Genomic DNA, 14,479 nt, shown 5'->3' with positions numbered 1-14,479 from the left:
AAAATGTTTCCAAACGCAACGATAGCCATCATAGGCGCGCACTGCGTCCTGTTCACTAGCGGCTGCTGCGCCACTGCGGTCCTTGCAGTTTCGTACCCAGCCTGCGCCACCCCAGTATGACGCCTGTCACGCTCATCACCGCCCCACCCAGGCTCAGCGTGATGAGCATCACATCCCAGAGCGGTCTGCGCTCCAGCAGCGGCAGCCAGTCCCAGCTGTGCAGCATGGCAAACAGCCAGCGGCTCGTGCGGCGGTGGCTGTCGGTGCGGCCCAGTACGGCGCCTGTGTGCGGGTCGATGTGCACCCAGGTGGCGTGCGGGTCGTCGAACACCACGCGCAGCGCGGGCAAAGGCTTCTCGGCGCCGCCAGTCATGGTGTGGGCAGCGCGGTCGTAGTAGTGCAGATCGTAGGCGGTCAGGGTGTCGGTGCGCACCACCACGTGGGGCAACAGGCGCGCGGCGGCTTCGGCCACAGCACCCGGGGCCCACATGTGCGCGGCGGCGGTGATGGCGTCCAGCACCGTCGGGGCGCCTGTGGGGCTGTGGGCCAGCACCAGCGTGTGGCCGGCATGGCGCACCCACCGCAGTTCACGGGTGTTGGGCGACGCCGCAGAGAGCAAGGCTTGCACCGCTGCTGCCTGCGCGGGCACTTGCAGGGGCCCGCCATTCATGGCCTGCTGGCGCAGTGGCATTGCGCCGCTGTCGAAAATCTTCCACGGGTTCATGGACATGAGTCCGCTGAAGATCCAGGTGAACGCGATGACCGCAAATACCAGCCCAAACACATGGTGCCAGCGCATCATGTAGCCCCTGTACGGCGTGCGCGCGCCCGTCTTGTACCGGCCCCGGAAGCGCCAGCGCAGCACGCCCACCACCGTGCCCGTCACCGCGAGCACGATGCCTGCGACGGACAGCCAGTTCACGATGTCCGTCCAGTAGTCATTGAAGACATTGCCTCGGAAGGGGTAGAGCCAGTGGATCCAGGCGCCTGCGTAGTTCCAGGCGCGTTCCTGCAGCGGTGCATCGCGCACCACCTCGCCGGTGGTGCCCGACACATAGACCACGGTGCCCGCGCTGTCGCCCAGGTGCAGGCGGTGCAGCGGGCGGTGCACATCCAGCGCACGCGAGTGGGTGAAGGCGTCCTCGTCGATGGTGCCCTCGTAGTCGATGGACGGGTTAGCTTCCTGTGCAAAGGCGCGGGCCGAGGCGATGGCGTGCGTGGCGTCCACACGCTGCAACCGCTCGCCGGTGATGGCGTCGATGACCGCAGGCGCAGGTGCCCTGCGCGGGCGTGGCGCGGCGTCGCCGGTGGGTGCTGCGGGCACCACGAGGTACACGGCGCGTCCGCCGGTGGCCACCGCCAGCCGCAGGTCCTGCAGCGGGCCTACCAGGCCCGCGCGCTGCAGGGCATCGGCGGGTTCCAACAGGCGCTTGGGGCCTAGCATGGTGCTGCGCAGGGGCGGCAGATGGGCAAGGCGCTCGGCCTGCGTGAGCTTTGGGTAGCCCACGTACATCATCACCACGCCCGAGACGAACCACATGGTGAAGAAGGCGCATAGCAATACGCCCAGCCAGCGGTGGACGAGGTACAGCCAGCGTTTGGCGTGTGGCATGTCCGGTGCTCCGCCTGCGTCAGAACGCGGTGTGCAGCGTCACGTCCAGCGTGCGCGGTGCGCCCAGGTAGACCTGGTCGCGCGTCTCGGCCGCGTAGATGCGGTCGGTGGCGTTGCGCACGCGGCCCGAGAGGGTGGTGGACTTGTTGATCTTCCAGGCCAGGCCCAGGTCCAGCAGCGTGTACGAAGGCCAGAACTTGGTGTTGGCCGCGTTGCCATACACCTTGCCCACATGGCGCACCCCCGCGCTGGCAGTGACGGTGGGTGTGATCGCGTACGAGGCCCACAGATTGGCCACTTGCTGCGGCACCAGCTGCGGCACATTGCCCGCGCGCGAAACGCCGCCCTGCACAAAATTTTCATACCGCGCGCGGATCAGCGACAGGTTGCCCTGCAACTGCCATTGCGGCGTGGGGCGGATGCCGGCCGATAGCTCGATGCCCTTGGACGACTGCTCGCCCACCAGCACCGTGAGGTTGGGGTTGGACGGATCTTGCGAGGCGATGTTCTTGCGGCGGATGTCAAACACCGCCACCGTGGCGCTGCCTTTTCCGTCCCAGAAGTCAAACTTGCTGCCCACCTCGACCTGGCGGCCGGTGGTCAGCTCGCTGTTGTTGCGCACATCGGCAAACGAGGCCGAAGCCAGCGAGCCCGAGGGTGGGTCTGCCGCGTTGGAGGCCTGCGCATACAGGTTGGCGCCGGGCGCAATCTCCCACACCACGCCCAGACGGCTCGTGGTGGGGTGGTAGCTGCGGCTGAAGGTGGCCGGTGCTGCGGCCGTCACGGCACGGCGGTTCACCAGGTCGAGGTCGATGCTCTCGTGCCGCAGCGCGGTGACGAGGTTCACGCCGGAGGCCACCAGGGTGCGGTTTTCCAGGTACAGCGCGGTGTTGGTGATCTTGTTGTCCTTGTCAGGGTTCAGGACGGGCGACATGCCGGGGATGTCGAAGAAGTTCTCGGTGGAAAAGTGGTAGGGATTGACCGTGCTCACCGTGACCGAGGGGCCGAAGGGAAAGCGCGTCTGCTTGTTTACGCTGACATCGAGGCCAAAGGCCCAGTCGCTCTTTCGGCCTGCGAGCTGGCCCTGGTAGGTGCCCTCCAGCCGGTCGCCCACCAGCTGTTGATCGTGGCGTTGCAACAGCGGGGATGTGCGCGTGACCGTCGTATTGGCAGCGTTGAAGGTGTAGATCTCCACGTTGCGGTAGTCGCGCAGGGCGTCGTAAACATAGAACGTATTCTTGAGCTGCAATGCATCCGACGCGCGCCACTGCGCCACCGAGCGCAGCCACTGCACGCGGTGTTCGTACACGCCGTCGGCGCTGTTGTAGTTCTTGAAGCGCGTGGCGGGGTCGATGGTCAGCGCGCCCACGGCAGGGTTCAAAACGGGGGTGCCCCAGTAGGGGCGGTCCACATGGTCCTTCTGGTACTCGTAGGCCAGCGTGTGGCTGAAGCCGCCGCCCAGGTCCGACAGCAGCGAGGTCGCGAGCTGGGTGGACTGGGTCTTGGTGCCTTCCGTCCAACTGCCAGCGTCGCGCTGGTTGAAGTCGATGCGCGCGTAGTGCGCGGGGCCTGCGCCGCCATCTCCGCCCGCGATGCGGCGGTTCAGGCCCACCGACACTTCCTTCATGTCGTAGGAGCCCAGGCGCAGTTGGCCTTCGGCAAAGTCGCTGCGCTCGGCCGTCTTGGTGATGTAGTTGATGGAGCCACCCACGCCGCCCGAGCCATACAGAAAACTCGACGCGCCGCCGATGGCCTCCACGCGGTCGTAGATCCAGGCATCGACCGCGCGCGTTGCGCTGCCATATTGCGGATTGATGCCGTTGTAGAGCTGTGCCACGGAGTTGCTGGTGAAGCCCCGGTAGTGCGCAGACATCGAACCAGGTGCGTTGTGTGCCACCACGCCCGGCACGGCGCGCAGGATCTCCTGCGTGTCCTGCGCGCCGCGTGCGTCGATGGTGGCGCGGTCCACCAAAGTGACGGAGGCGGGGTTCTCGCGCGCTGTCAGGCCCAGGCGGCTGCCGGTGTCCACGGGCGTGTCGAGACCGAGCTTGCCATTCGGGGATGCGGCGGCATCGACCACATCCACGGCCTGCATTGTGGGTGGGGTGTTGGTCTGTGCATGGGCTGCGACAGACGACAGTGCGCAGGTGGCAAGTACGCCCAGGCACAGAGGGGAAAGGGGCAGGCGCGGCAAGGCCGCAGCGCTGCGCGAAGCAAAGGAAATACGGGACATGAAAACGCTCTTGTCTTGAAGCGACAGCGCAGCCACGCCCGCGTGGGGTGCACGCAGGGCTGCGCCATCTGGAAACCAGCGGGAACAAGTCAGCACCCGACCACCAGGTACCGGGCGCTGCCAACAAGCTTCAGATCAAGAGCGCGATGGGGGCCCGCGTGCGGGCAGGGGGGCTGCAGTGGCAGCCGCAATGCGGGCCGCCTCGACGGGCTGCAGCGCATGGGCCAGGGGGTGGGGCGGCAGCACGGCGACGACCGGTGTGGGGGGTGGGGCGCTGGGGGTGAAGCACAGCGGGCAGTCCATGCCCATTGCGCCCATTTCAACGGTGCCATCGTCGGTCTGCACCAGCAGCTTGATGGTGCCAGCGCCCGAGCAGATCACCTCAAAGGCCTGGGGGTGCACCAGCGGCGATGCAATGGCCACCCCCATCGACGCCACGAACCATGCGAGCACCCACAGGCGCAGCGCAGAGAAGGTTCGGAGGACGGTCATGGGGCGCGATGATAGCGGCTGCCGTCGTGGCCGGAATCAGCGGCGCAGAGCAGCTGAATTGTTGTTGCTATACAAATAATAGCTATCAGCACATGGTTCACTAGCGCTTGCGGCCGATTCGGCTGAAAAACCGCTTGAGAATGACCTGTGCGGTGCCCGTGCGCGCAGCGCGGTGCAGGCGCCTGGCCCTGCCACTCCGGGGCTGGAGTGGCGTCGCGGGCGCAGGCTCGTGTCGCGCCCGCCTCAGCCCTGCGTGTACGCGGTCTTCACCGTGGTGTAGAACTCTGCCGCGTAGCGCCCCTGCTCGCGCGGGCCGTAGCTGCTGCTCTTGCGGCCGCCGAATGGCACGTGGTAGTCCACGCCCGCTGTGGGCAGGTTCACCATCACCATGCCGGCCTGGGCGTGGCGCTTGAAGTGTGTGGCGTGCTTGAGGCTGGTGGTGGCAATGCCGCTGGCCAGACCGAAGGGCGTGTCATTGGCCAGGGCCAGCGCCTCTTCGTAGTTCTTGGCGCGCAACACGCTCACCACGGGGCCGAAGATTTCTTCGCGGTTGATGCGCATGCCGGGCGTGGTCTCTGTGAACAGGGCGGGGCGCAGGTAGTAGCCAGGGGCGCCGTCGGCGTTCTTCTCCAGTGCTTCGCCGCCAAAGGCCAGCTTGGCGCCTTCCTGCTGGCCGATGCCGATGTATTCCAGGTCTTGTGCGAGCTGGCGGTCGTCCACCACGGGGCCGATGTCGGTGCCGGTCTTGCGTGCGTCATCCACCTTCAGGGTCTTCATCTTCTCGACCATGGCGGCCACGAAGCGGTCGTGGATGCCTTCGGTCACGATCACGCGGCTGCTGGCGGTGCAGCGCTGGCCGGTGGAGAAGAAGCCGCTGTTGATGGCCGCGCCCACGGCCACGTTCAGGTCCGCGTCGTCCAGCACCACAAACGGGTTCTTGCCGCCCATCTCCAGCTGCACCTTGGCGCCACGTGGCACGCAGGCCGCTGCCACGCGCTGACCGGTGCCGACCGAGCCGGTAAAGCTCACGCCCGCAATGCGCTCGTCTTCGAGCAGCACGGCGCCCACGTCCGAACCCCGGCCCATCACCAGGTTGAACACACCAGCGGGCAGGCCCGCACGGTGCAGGATGTCAGCCAGCGCCCAGGCAGAGCCGGGCACCACCTCGGCGGGCTTGAACACCACCGTGTTGCCGTAGGCCAATGCGGGTGCGATCTTCCAGGCCGGGATGGCGATGGGGAAGTTCCACGGCGTGATGATGCCGATGGTGCCCAGCGGCTCGCGTGTGATCTCAATGCCCACGCCAGGGCGCACGGACGGGATCATCTCGCCACCGGGGCGCAGCGCCTCGCCGGCAAAGAACTTGAAGATGGCGGCGGCGCGGCCCACTTCGCCAATCGCTTCGGGCAGGGTCTTGCCTTCTTCGCGGGCCAGCAGGTCGCCCAGCTCGGCCTTGCGGGCGATGATCTCGTTGCCCACCGCGTCCAGGATGTCAAAGCGCTGCTGGGGCGTGGACAGGCTCCATGCCGGAAAGGCCGCGTGGGCTGCGGCCACAGCGTCGAGCGCCTGCTCGCGGCTGGCCACGGCGTAGTCGCCGATCACGTCGCGCGTGTCGGAGGGGTTGGTGTTCTGGTACGTGCGGACGCCTTCGGTCCAGTTGCCGGCGATCAGGTTTGCGTGCATGGCGGTGGTGGTGTGAAAGGGTGGGTGGTTGAAGAAATTCGAATCACAGCCCCGGTGCCGGGACGGCGTGGCCAGGAGCGCTGGCCGCCACAGGGGCTGCCCATTCAGGCAAGGCCGTACGCCATGGCATGGCCGCTGCGGATTTGTTGTATGTCATCGTACAACATAAGTGCATTTTTGGGCACCCCGGGTAACTACTCATGGGATCACTTCCTGTCGCCTGGGCCCGCCGGGTGTCTCGGACCCGCAGGGCGACAGGTCGGCGCATGGGGTGGGGCGCATCGACACGACCCCTGGCCTTCAGCCAGCCTCGGCCTGTGCACGCCGGCGGCGTTCACGGCTGTTGGCCAGGTGGGTGCGCATGGCTGCACGGGCTGCGTCGGGGTCCTGGCCCACGATGGCGTCGTAGATGCTCTCGTGCTCGCCATTGACCCGGCGCAGGTACTGTCTGCGTTCGTCGTTGGGGGCTTCGACCGAATCCAGCCGCGCGCGCGGAATGATCATGCTGCCCAGTGTGCCCATCAGCTCGGCGAAGTGGCTGTTCTGCGTGGCGCGGGCGATCTCCAGATGGAACTGGAAGTCCGCCGCCACCGCGTCGCGCCCGGCGTCCACGGCCGCCGCCACGGTGTCCAGCGCCTCGCGCATGGTCTTGAGGTTGGCGGGCGTGCGGCGCTGCGCGGCCAGTGCGGCGGCCTCGGTTTCTACGCCGATGCGCAGTTCCAGCACCGCAATCACGTCACGCAGGGTGCTGAACTGGTCGGGCGTGATCTTGAAGCCCGGGGCCTGCCCGAGGCCCAGCACAAACGTGCCGATGCCATGCCGTGTCTCCACCAGGCCCGACGCCTGCAGCTTGGAAATGGCCTCGCGCACCACCGTGCGGCTGACGTTGAACTCGGCCATGATCGCGGCCTCTGTGGGCAGCTTGTCGCCCAGTGCCAGGCGCCCGTCGCGGATGCGGTCACCCAGGGAGTCCACCAGCTCCAGGGCCAGGGTGCGGGGCTTGCGGCGTGGGGCGATGTCGGTGCTCATGTCTCGGTGTTATCCCTATGTGTTGGACGGGTTGAAAGGAGTACATTGCCTCCTCGTTGTATGACAACTGATGACGTTCAACCGCTTGTAACGCCACTGTACCAAGAACCTCCGCAAAAGCCATGCCCTGTCACCCGACGCCGATCCGTTTTCAACGCTTGTTACTGACCGGAGCCGCCGGGGGGCTGGGGCGTGAGCTGCGCACGCGCCTGAAGGCGTACTGCACCACCTTGCGCCTGTCGGATATGGCCGACCTGGGCAGCGAGGCGCCCGGCGAAGAGTTGCGCCCTGCGCGCTTGGAGGACGCCAGCGCCATGCTGCCGCTGCTGGAGGGGGTGGACGCTGTGGTGCACCTGGGCGGCGTGTCCACCGAGCAGCCCTGGGACCCCATCCTGCATGCCAACATCATTGGCGCCTACAACCTCTATGAGGCCGTTCGCAAGCAAGGCGTCAAACGCGTGGTGTTTGCCAGCTCCAACCATGTGACCGGCTTTTACCGCCAGGACGAAGTGGTGGGCCTGCGCGACCCAGCGCGGCCCGATGGCCTGTATGGCCTGTCCAAGGCGTTTGGCGAGGACCTTTCGCGCTTCTACTTTGACCGCTACGGCATCGAAACCGTGTGCCTGCGCATCGGCTCCTCCTTCCCCGAGCCGCGCAACCGCCGCATGCTGGCCACCTGGATGAGCTACGACGACCTGGAGCGCCTGGTCGTGGCCAGCCTCACAGCGCCGGTGGTGGGCCACAGCATCATCTATGGCATGGGCGACAACACCACCACCTGGTGGGACAACACACTCGCCCGCCACATTGGCTACCGCCCGCAGGACAGCTCCGAGCCCTTCCGCGCCAAGGTGGAGGCTGCAGACCCGCAGCCCGACCTGACGGACCCAGCCGTGATCTACCAGGGCGGGCCGTTTGTGCGCACCGGTCCGTTCGAGTGAGTGGGTTCATGGAACTCCTGTTGCCTCACCACCAGGACCAGGTGGGCGAAAGCCCCCTGTGGAGCACGGCCGAGCAGGCGCTGTACTGGGTGGACATCGAAGGCCGCGCGCTGCGCCGCCTGCGCTGGGCCGACCGGCAACTGATGAGCTGGGCGACGCCGGAGCGGCTGGCCTGCATTGCGCTGCATGCCAGCGGCGGGCTCATCGCAGGCATGGACACGGGCATCTTCCACCTGCAGCCTGCCGATGACGGCACTTTGGTCTGCACCCTCATCTCTGCCGTGCAGCACCCGCAAGCTGGCATGCGCTTCAACGACGGGCGCTGTGACCGCCAGGGGCGCTTCTGGGCCGGCACCATGGTGCGCGACATGTCGCTGGCGCAACCCGCTGGCGGCCTGTACCGGCAGGACGCGCGCGGCCTTTCGGCGCCGCTGATCGAAGGCCTGGTCACCCAGAACGGCCTGGCGTTCAGCCCCGATGGCGCCACCATGTACCTCAGCGACAGCCACCCCAGCGTGCAAAAGATCTGGTCGCTGGACCTGCACGAAGACGGCAGCCTGGGGCCGCGCCGTCTGTTGGTGGATATGCGCGAGCTGCCCGGCCGGCCGGACGGTGCGGCCATCGACACCGATGGCTGCTACTGGATCTGCGCCAACGACGCTGGCATGGTGCATCGCTTCACCCCATCGGGCGTGCTGGACCGCTCGCTGGCCGTGCCGGTCAGCAAGCCCTCGATGTGCAGTTTTGGCGGGCCCGACATGGACCTGCTTTTCATCACCTCCATCCGCCCCGGCCAGTCGCAGGGCAACGATGTGGCCCACGGCGGCGCGGTCTTCGTGACCCGCCCGGGCACCCAAGGGCTCGCAGAGGCCCCGTACCCGCCCGCCTGAGCGCGGCACCCCAACCGATTCAACCCCGGAGACAAAGCACCATGAACGTTCCACACCTCTTTGGCCGCGTGGCCATTGCCGCTGGCATCCTGCTCGGCAGCCTGGCCGCGCAGGCCACCGAGTTCCGCTCGTCGGACATCCACCCCGAGGACTATCCCACCGTGCTGGCCGTGCGCCACATGGGGGAGACGCTGTCCAAGGCCACCGGCGGCAAGCACAGCATCAAGGTCTACGCCAAGGGCTCGCTCGGCATCGAGAAGGACACCATCGAGCAGACCAAGCTGGGGGCGATTGCCATGACGCGCGTGAACGTCGCGCCCATGAACAACATCTGCCCCGCCACCATGGTGCCCACCATGCCCTTCCTGTTCCGCGACAAGGAGCACATGCGCAAGGTGTTGGATGGCGCCATTGGCGACGAGATCCTGAAGGACTGCGAATCGCAGGGCTTCGTCGGCCTGGCGTTCTATGACAGCGGCGCACGCTCGATCTACACCGTCAAGAAGCCCATCAAGACCCTGGCCGACGTCAAGGGCCTGAAGGTGCGCGTGCAGCAGAGCGACCTGTGGGTGTCCCTGCTCGAAGCCATGGGCGCCAACGCCACCCCCATGCCGTTCGGCGAGGTCTACACCGCGCTCAAGACCGGCCTGGTGGACGCTGCAGAAAACAACTACCCCAGCTACGAAAGCTCGCGCCACTTCGAAGTCGCCAAATACTTCAACAAGACCGAGCATTCCATGGCGCCCGAGATCCTCTTGTTCAGCAAGCGGGTGTGGGACACCTTGAGCGCTGACGACCAGAAGGCCATCCGCGCCGCCGCCAAGGAGTCGGTGGGCTACATGCGCAAGATCTGGGACGAGCGTGAAGAGAAATCCCTGGCCACGGTGAAGGCTGGCGGCGCGCAGGTGGTGGATATCGACAAGGTGGCCTTCAAGGCTGCCATGAAGCCGGTGTACGACAAGTTCCTCAAGGACCCCAAGCTGCAGGACATGGTCAAGCGCATCGACGCGGTGCAGTAAGCCAGAAGCCAGAGCCTCCAGGGAAGGCGGGACCGGGAACAGCCCGCCGCCTGCCCGTTTCCAGTTGTTGTTGTTTTTGAATGTCCACTATGTACACGCGACTCTGCGCTTTTATTGCGCGCGCCTGCCTGAAGCTCGGGGTGGGAGGGCTGGTCCTGCTGGTTTGCGCCGTGCTCTACCAGGTCATAGGCCGCTATATCTTCAATGACACACCCACCTGGGCCGAGAGCGGCGCGGTGCTGCTGGTGCTTTACGTGACCATGCTGGGCATGGCTGTGGGCGTGCGTGATGCGGGCCACATCGGTCTGGAATCGTTCCTGGTGCTGGCGCCCGATTGGCTGCGCACCAAGCTCGAGCTGCTGATCCACGCACTGGTGCTGCTGTTCGGCATCGTCATGGCCTGGAACTGCGGCGTGCTGGCCGAATCGGTGGCACCGTACAAGATCCCCACGCTGGGCATCTCCGAAGCCTTCAAGTACGTGCCGCCCGCCATGGCTGGCGTGCTGGTGGCCATGTTCTCGCTGGAACACATCATCGCCATCTTGCGTGGCACGGAAGTAGAGCCCGCCTGGCATTGAGCGGCCTCACTGTCCCTCCGCCCCCTAACGTCCCTACAAAGATTCCACCATCATGGCGTTGACCATCCTGTGCGTGAGCTTCACGCTGCTGCTGCTGCTGGGCGTGCCCGTGGCCTTCTCGATCGGCCTGTCCTCGCTGGCCACCATCCTGTACGAAGGCCTGCCCCTGGCCGTGGGTTTCCAGCAAATGATTTCGGGCATGAATCCGTTCTCGTTCCTGGCCATTCCGTTCTTCATCTTTGCCGGCGAGATCATGATGTACGGCGGCATCGCCGACCGCATCGTCAACTTTGCCAAGAGCGTGGCGGGCCATGTGCGTGGCGGCCTGGGCATGAGCAATGTGCTGGCCTGCACGCTGTTTGGCGGTGTCTCGGGATCTCCGGTGGCCGACGTGTCGGCCATGGGCGCCGTGCTCATCCCGCAGATGAAGAAGGAGGGCTACCACGCTGACTACGCGGTGAACGTGACCACCCACGCCTCGCTGGTGGGCGCGCTCATGCCCACCTCGCACAACCTCATCATCTTCACGCTGGCGGCTGGGGGCAAGGTAAGCATTGCGGCGCTGATCCTTGCAGGCATCGTGCCGGCCCTGTTGCTGACCATCTGCAACCTGGCTGCCGCCTACTTCGTGGCTGTCAAGCGCGGCTACCCCGCAGGCACCTTCCCGGGCTGGGAGATTGTGTGGATCTCGTTCCGGGCCTCGGTACCGGGCCTGGCCGTGGTGGTCATCATCATCGCGGGCATTTTGTCGGGGGCGTTTACGGCGACGGAGTCGGCGTCGGTCGCAGTGCTGTGGGCGCTGATTCTGTCGGTCTTCGTCTACAAGAAGCTCACGCGCGAGCAGTTCCTCAAGGCCGCGTCCAAGGCCGTCAAGACCACGGGCACAGTGCTGCTGCTCATCGGCATCTCGTCCATGTTCGGCTACCTCATCGGACTCTACGGTGTGGCCGAGCTCACGGGTGATGCGCTCAAGTCCATGAGCACCTCGCCCTGGGTGATCTTCCTGTCGGTGAACATCATTCTGTTCGTGCTGGGCACCTTTCTCGACATGGCGGCCACCATCCTTATCTGCACGCCCATCTTTTTGCCGATCTGCCAGCAGTTCGGCATGAGCACGGAGCAGTTCGGTATCGTCATGCTGATCAACTGCGCGCTGGGCCTGAACACCCCTCCCGTGGGCACCACGCAGTTCATCGGCTGCACCATCGGGGGCGTGTCGGTGGGCGAGGTGATGAAGACCATCTGGCCGTTCTACAGTGCGCTCATCGTGGCGCTGATGCTGGTGACCTATGTGCCCCAGTTCTCGATGTGGCTGCCAGACCTGGTGCTCAAGGGCGGCGGCTGACCTGGCAGGAGTGATGGCTCGGCCACCGGGCGGATTGAAACCCGCGTACCTTGTGAATTGAACGGACCTATGCGACAAGCTCTCACCATCCGCATGCATGCCCAGGACAACGTCGCCATCGTCGCCAACGACGGTGGCCTGCCTGCGGGCACCCTGTTGCCAGACGGTGTGCCGGGCGCTGGCATCACGCTGCGCGACAAGGTGCCGCAGGGCCACAAGGTGGCGCTGGCGGACATCCCCGAAGGCGGCGTGGTGCGCCGCTACAACGTGCCCATCGGTTATGCGCTGAAAGACATCCCCGCAGGCAGCTGGGTGCATGAGCGCCTGCTGCAGATGCCCTCGGCCCGTGCGCTGGAGGGGCTGCCCATGGCCACGGTGCAACCGCCGGTGCTTGAACCCCTGACGGGCTACACCTTCGAGGGCTATCGCAACGCCGATGGCTCGGTGGGCACGCGCAACATCCTGGCCATCACCACCACCGTGCAGTGTGTGGCCGGTGTGGTGGCGCAGGCCGTGCGCCGCATCAAGGCCGAGCTGCTGCCTTTGTTTCCCCATGTGGACGATGTGATCGGCCTGGAGCACACCTACGGCTGCGGCGTGGCGATTGATGCGCCCGACGCCATCATCCCCATCCGCACGCTGCGCAACATCAGCCTCAACCCCAACTTTGGGGGCGAGGTCATGGTGGTCAGCCTGGGCTGCGAAAAGCTGCAGCCCGACCGCCTGCTGCCCCCGGGCAGCTTCCCCATCACCGACGAGCGCGACGCGGCGCTGGGCCCCGAGACGGTGTGCCTGCAGGCCGACGAGCATGTGGGCTTCATGGCCATGCTCGACCACATCGTGCAAAGCGCGCGGCCCCACTTGGAGCGCCTCAACGCCCGCCGCCGCGAGACCATCCCCGCCAGCGAGCTGGTGCTGGGTGTGCAGTGCGGTGGCAGCGATGCGTTCTCGGGCGTCACCGCCAACCCGGCCGTGGGCTTTTGCGCCGACCTGCTGGTGCGCGCGGGCGCCACGGTGATGTTCAGCGAGAACACCGAAGTGCGCGACGCGGTGGAGCAGCTCACCAGCCGCGCGGCCACGCCTGAGGTGGCCGAATCCATCGTGCGCGAACTGGGCTGGTACGACCGCTATCTGGACCGGGGCCGTGTGGACCGCGCGGCCAACACCACGCCGGGCAACAAGGCGGGCGGTTTGTCGAACATCGCCGAGAAGGCCATGGGCTCCATCATCAAGAGCGGCACCGCGCCCATTGCGCATGTGCTGGCCCCGGGCGAGAAGCTGCGCCGCGACCAGCGCGGCCTGGTGTATGCCGCCACGCCCGCCAGCGACTTCATCTGCGGCACGCTGCAACTGGCTGCCGGCATGAACCTGCACGTGTTCACCACCGGCCGGGGCACACCCTACGGTCTGGCCGAGTGCCCTGTGGTCAAGGTCGCGACGCGCACTGATCTGGCCCGCCGCTGGCACGACCTGATGGACATCAACGCCGGCAAGATCGCCGATGGCGAGGCCACTATCGAGCAGCTGGGCTGGGAGATGTTCCACTTGCTGCTCGACGTGGCCAGCGGTCGCAAGAAGACCTGGGCCGAGCAGTGGCAACTGCACAACGCGCTGGTGCTGTTCAACCCGGCGCCCGTCACCTAAACCCTGCCGGGCCCTGGCCCTTTGTGTTCCCCCTTCAACAGCCCTTGCCTGCAAGGGCTGTTGTCCTTGAAAGACCGCATCTCATGGGGCATTCCCGATTTTCTGACCGCAAGGTCGTGGTGGCGCTGGCGCTGCTGTGTTGCCTGCTCTGGGGCAGCTCGTACCCCGCCATCAAGACCGGGTACGCCTGGTTCGGCATCGCCCGCAATGACATTCCTACGCAGCTCGTATTCGCAGGTTGGCGGTTTCTGGGCGCCGGGTTGATCCTGCTGGCCTGGGCTGTAGCCACGCGCAAGGTCATCTGGGGCCTGGGGCCCGGGGCCGGGCGCCAGTTGGTGGTGCTGAGCTTAGCGCAGACCACGCTGCAGTACGTGTTCTTCTACGTGGGCCTGGCACACACCACGGGCGTCAAGGGCTCCATCATGAACGCCACCGGCACGTTTTTCAGCGTGCTGCTGGCGCACTGGATCTATCACAACGACCGTCTGAGCCATGCCAAGCTGTGGGGCTGCCTGGTGGGCTTTGCGGGCGTGATGGTCGTCAACCTGGGTCGCGGCACGCTGGACCTGGACTTCACGCTGCTGGGCGAAGGCTTCGTGGTGATCGCCGCCCTGGTGCTGGCCGCGGCCAGCATTTACGGCAAGCAGGTGTCGCAGCGCATGGACTCCGTCGTGATGACGGGCTGGCAGCTGGGCTTGGGCGGCGTGGCGTTGTTGGCGATTGGCTGGTCGCTGGGTGGTTCGCTCACGGACTTTACCTGGGGCTCTACGGTGCTGCTGGTGTACCTGGCGCTGCTGTCGTCGGCCGCGTTTTCGCTGTGGAGCATCCTGCTCAAGCACAACCGCGTGAGCCAGATCACGGTGTTCAACTTCACCGTGCCGATCTTTGGCGCGGCGCTGTCGGCACTGTTTTTGGGCGAGGCGCTGTGGGAGTGGAAAAACCTGCTGGCCCTGGTGCTGGTGTGTGTGGGCATATGGCTGGTCACGCGCCATACGGCCAGCGCTACCAAATAG

General features: G+C 66.1%; 12 protein-coding genes. 7 read left to right on the top strand and 5 right to left on the bottom strand.

What is annotated here, in order from left to right:
* Positions 1-55: 55 nt before the first annotated feature.
* The 5 genes from ACTJKQ_RS11440 to ACTJKQ_RS11420 all read right to left on the bottom strand — a co-directional run bounded on the left by ACTJKQ_RS11440 (position 56) and on the right by ACTJKQ_RS11420 (position 7,049).
* Positions 56-1,612: a PepSY domain-containing protein gene (locus ACTJKQ_RS11440; protein ID WP_440596891.1), complete on the bottom strand. Its 1,557-nt coding sequence runs from the start codon at positions 1,610-1,612 to the stop codon at positions 56-58.
* Positions 1,613-1,631: 19 nt separating this feature from the next.
* Entirely contained in the window at positions 1,632-3,845 is a 2,214-nt protein-coding gene (locus tag ACTJKQ_RS11435) for a TonB-dependent receptor (protein ID WP_440596890.1), read from the bottom strand.
* Between the two features lie 135 nt (positions 3,846-3,980).
* The gene (locus ACTJKQ_RS11430; RefSeq protein WP_440596889.1) at positions 3,981-4,337 is read right to left on the bottom strand and encodes a DUF2946 family protein; all 357 of its coding nucleotides are present in this window, start codon (positions 4,335-4,337) and stop codon (positions 3,981-3,983) included.
* Positions 4,338-4,580: 243 nt separating this feature from the next.
* Positions 4,581-6,020: an aldehyde dehydrogenase family protein gene (locus ACTJKQ_RS11425; protein WP_440596888.1), complete on the bottom strand. Its 1,440-nt coding sequence runs from the start codon at positions 6,018-6,020 to the stop codon at positions 4,581-4,583.
* Positions 6,021-6,320: 300 nt separating this feature from the next.
* On the bottom strand, positions 6,321-7,049 hold the full coding sequence (locus ACTJKQ_RS11420) for a FadR/GntR family transcriptional regulator (RefSeq protein ID WP_056746871.1): 729 nt from the start codon (positions 7,047-7,049) through the stop codon (positions 6,321-6,323).
* Between the two features lie 122 nt (positions 7,050-7,171).
* Between ACTJKQ_RS11420 and ACTJKQ_RS11415 the strand changes: the two genes are divergently transcribed.
* From ACTJKQ_RS11415 to ACTJKQ_RS11385, 7 genes are all read left to right on the top strand, one after another.
* Complete coding sequence (locus ACTJKQ_RS11415; protein ID WP_440596887.1) at positions 7,172-7,990, top strand: NAD-dependent epimerase/dehydratase family protein; 819 nt, start codon at positions 7,172-7,174, stop codon at positions 7,988-7,990.
* 8 nt (positions 7,991-7,998) lie between these two features.
* Positions 7,999-8,880 carry an SMP-30/gluconolactonase/LRE family protein gene (locus tag ACTJKQ_RS11410; protein WP_440596886.1) on the top strand — a complete coding sequence of 294 codons (882 nt, stop codon included), beginning with the start codon at positions 7,999-8,001 and terminating at the stop codon, positions 8,878-8,880.
* 41 nt (positions 8,881-8,921) lie between these two features.
* A complete protein-coding gene (locus tag ACTJKQ_RS11405; RefSeq protein ID WP_056066174.1) occupies positions 8,922-9,899 on the top strand; it encodes a TRAP transporter substrate-binding protein in 978 nt (325 codons plus the stop codon).
* A gap of 89 nt (positions 9,900-9,988) precedes the next feature.
* Complete coding sequence (locus tag ACTJKQ_RS11400; protein ID WP_099729349.1) at positions 9,989-10,477, top strand: TRAP transporter small permease; 489 nt, start codon at positions 9,989-9,991, stop codon at positions 10,475-10,477.
* Between the two features lie 52 nt (positions 10,478-10,529).
* Positions 10,530-11,822 (top strand): TRAP transporter large permease, encoded by a 1,293-nt coding sequence (locus tag ACTJKQ_RS11395; protein ID WP_056066169.1) that lies wholly within the window; start codon positions 10,530-10,532, stop codon positions 11,820-11,822.
* A 69-nt stretch (positions 11,823-11,891) separates the two neighbouring features.
* A complete protein-coding gene (garD, locus tag ACTJKQ_RS11390; RefSeq protein WP_440596885.1) occupies positions 11,892-13,466 on the top strand; it encodes a galactarate dehydratase in 1,575 nt (524 codons plus the stop codon).
* Positions 13,467-13,549: 83 nt separating this feature from the next.
* Complete coding sequence (locus ACTJKQ_RS11385) at positions 13,550-14,479, top strand: DMT family transporter (protein ID WP_440596884.1); 930 nt, start codon at positions 13,550-13,552, stop codon at positions 14,477-14,479.

This window comes from Acidovorax sp. 22279 (assembly GCF_052045435.1).
Lineage (GTDB): Bacteria > Pseudomonadota > Gammaproteobacteria > Burkholderiales > Burkholderiaceae_C > Acidovorax > Acidovorax delafieldii.
Note: the sequence above shows the minus strand (reverse complement) of the source record. Positions and strands in the feature narration are given on the sequence as shown.

Coding starts and splice junctions, on each gene's coding strand:
- ACTJKQ_RS11440 (WP_440596891.1), bottom strand. CDS start 1,612: ATGCCACACGCCAAACGCTGGCTGTACCTCGTCCACCGCTGGCTGGGC.
- ACTJKQ_RS11435 (WP_440596890.1), bottom strand. CDS start 3,845: ATGTCCCGTATTTCCTTTGCTTCGCGCAGCGCTGCGGCCTTGCCGCGC.
- ACTJKQ_RS11430 (WP_440596889.1), bottom strand. CDS start 4,337: ATGACCGTCCTCCGAACCTTCTCTGCGCTGCGCCTGTGGGTGCTCGCA.
- ACTJKQ_RS11425 (WP_440596888.1), bottom strand. CDS start 6,020: ATGCACGCAAACCTGATCGCCGGCAACTGGACCGAAGGCGTCCGCACG.
- ACTJKQ_RS11420 (WP_056746871.1), bottom strand. CDS start 7,049: ATGAGCACCGACATCGCCCCACGCCGCAAGCCCCGCACCCTGGCCCTG.
- ACTJKQ_RS11415 (WP_440596887.1), top strand. CDS start 7,172: ATGCCCTGTCACCCGACGCCGATCCGTTTTCAACGCTTGTTACTGACC.
- ACTJKQ_RS11410 (WP_440596886.1), top strand. CDS start 7,999: ATGGAACTCCTGTTGCCTCACCACCAGGACCAGGTGGGCGAAAGCCCC.
- ACTJKQ_RS11405 (WP_056066174.1), top strand. CDS start 8,922: ATGAACGTTCCACACCTCTTTGGCCGCGTGGCCATTGCCGCTGGCATC.
- ACTJKQ_RS11400 (WP_099729349.1), top strand. CDS start 9,989: ATGTACACGCGACTCTGCGCTTTTATTGCGCGCGCCTGCCTGAAGCTC.
- ACTJKQ_RS11395 (WP_056066169.1), top strand. CDS start 10,530: ATGGCGTTGACCATCCTGTGCGTGAGCTTCACGCTGCTGCTGCTGCTG.
- garD (WP_440596885.1), top strand. CDS start 11,892: ATGCGACAAGCTCTCACCATCCGCATGCATGCCCAGGACAACGTCGCC.
- ACTJKQ_RS11385 (WP_440596884.1), top strand. CDS start 13,550: ATGGGGCATTCCCGATTTTCTGACCGCAAGGTCGTGGTGGCGCTGGCG.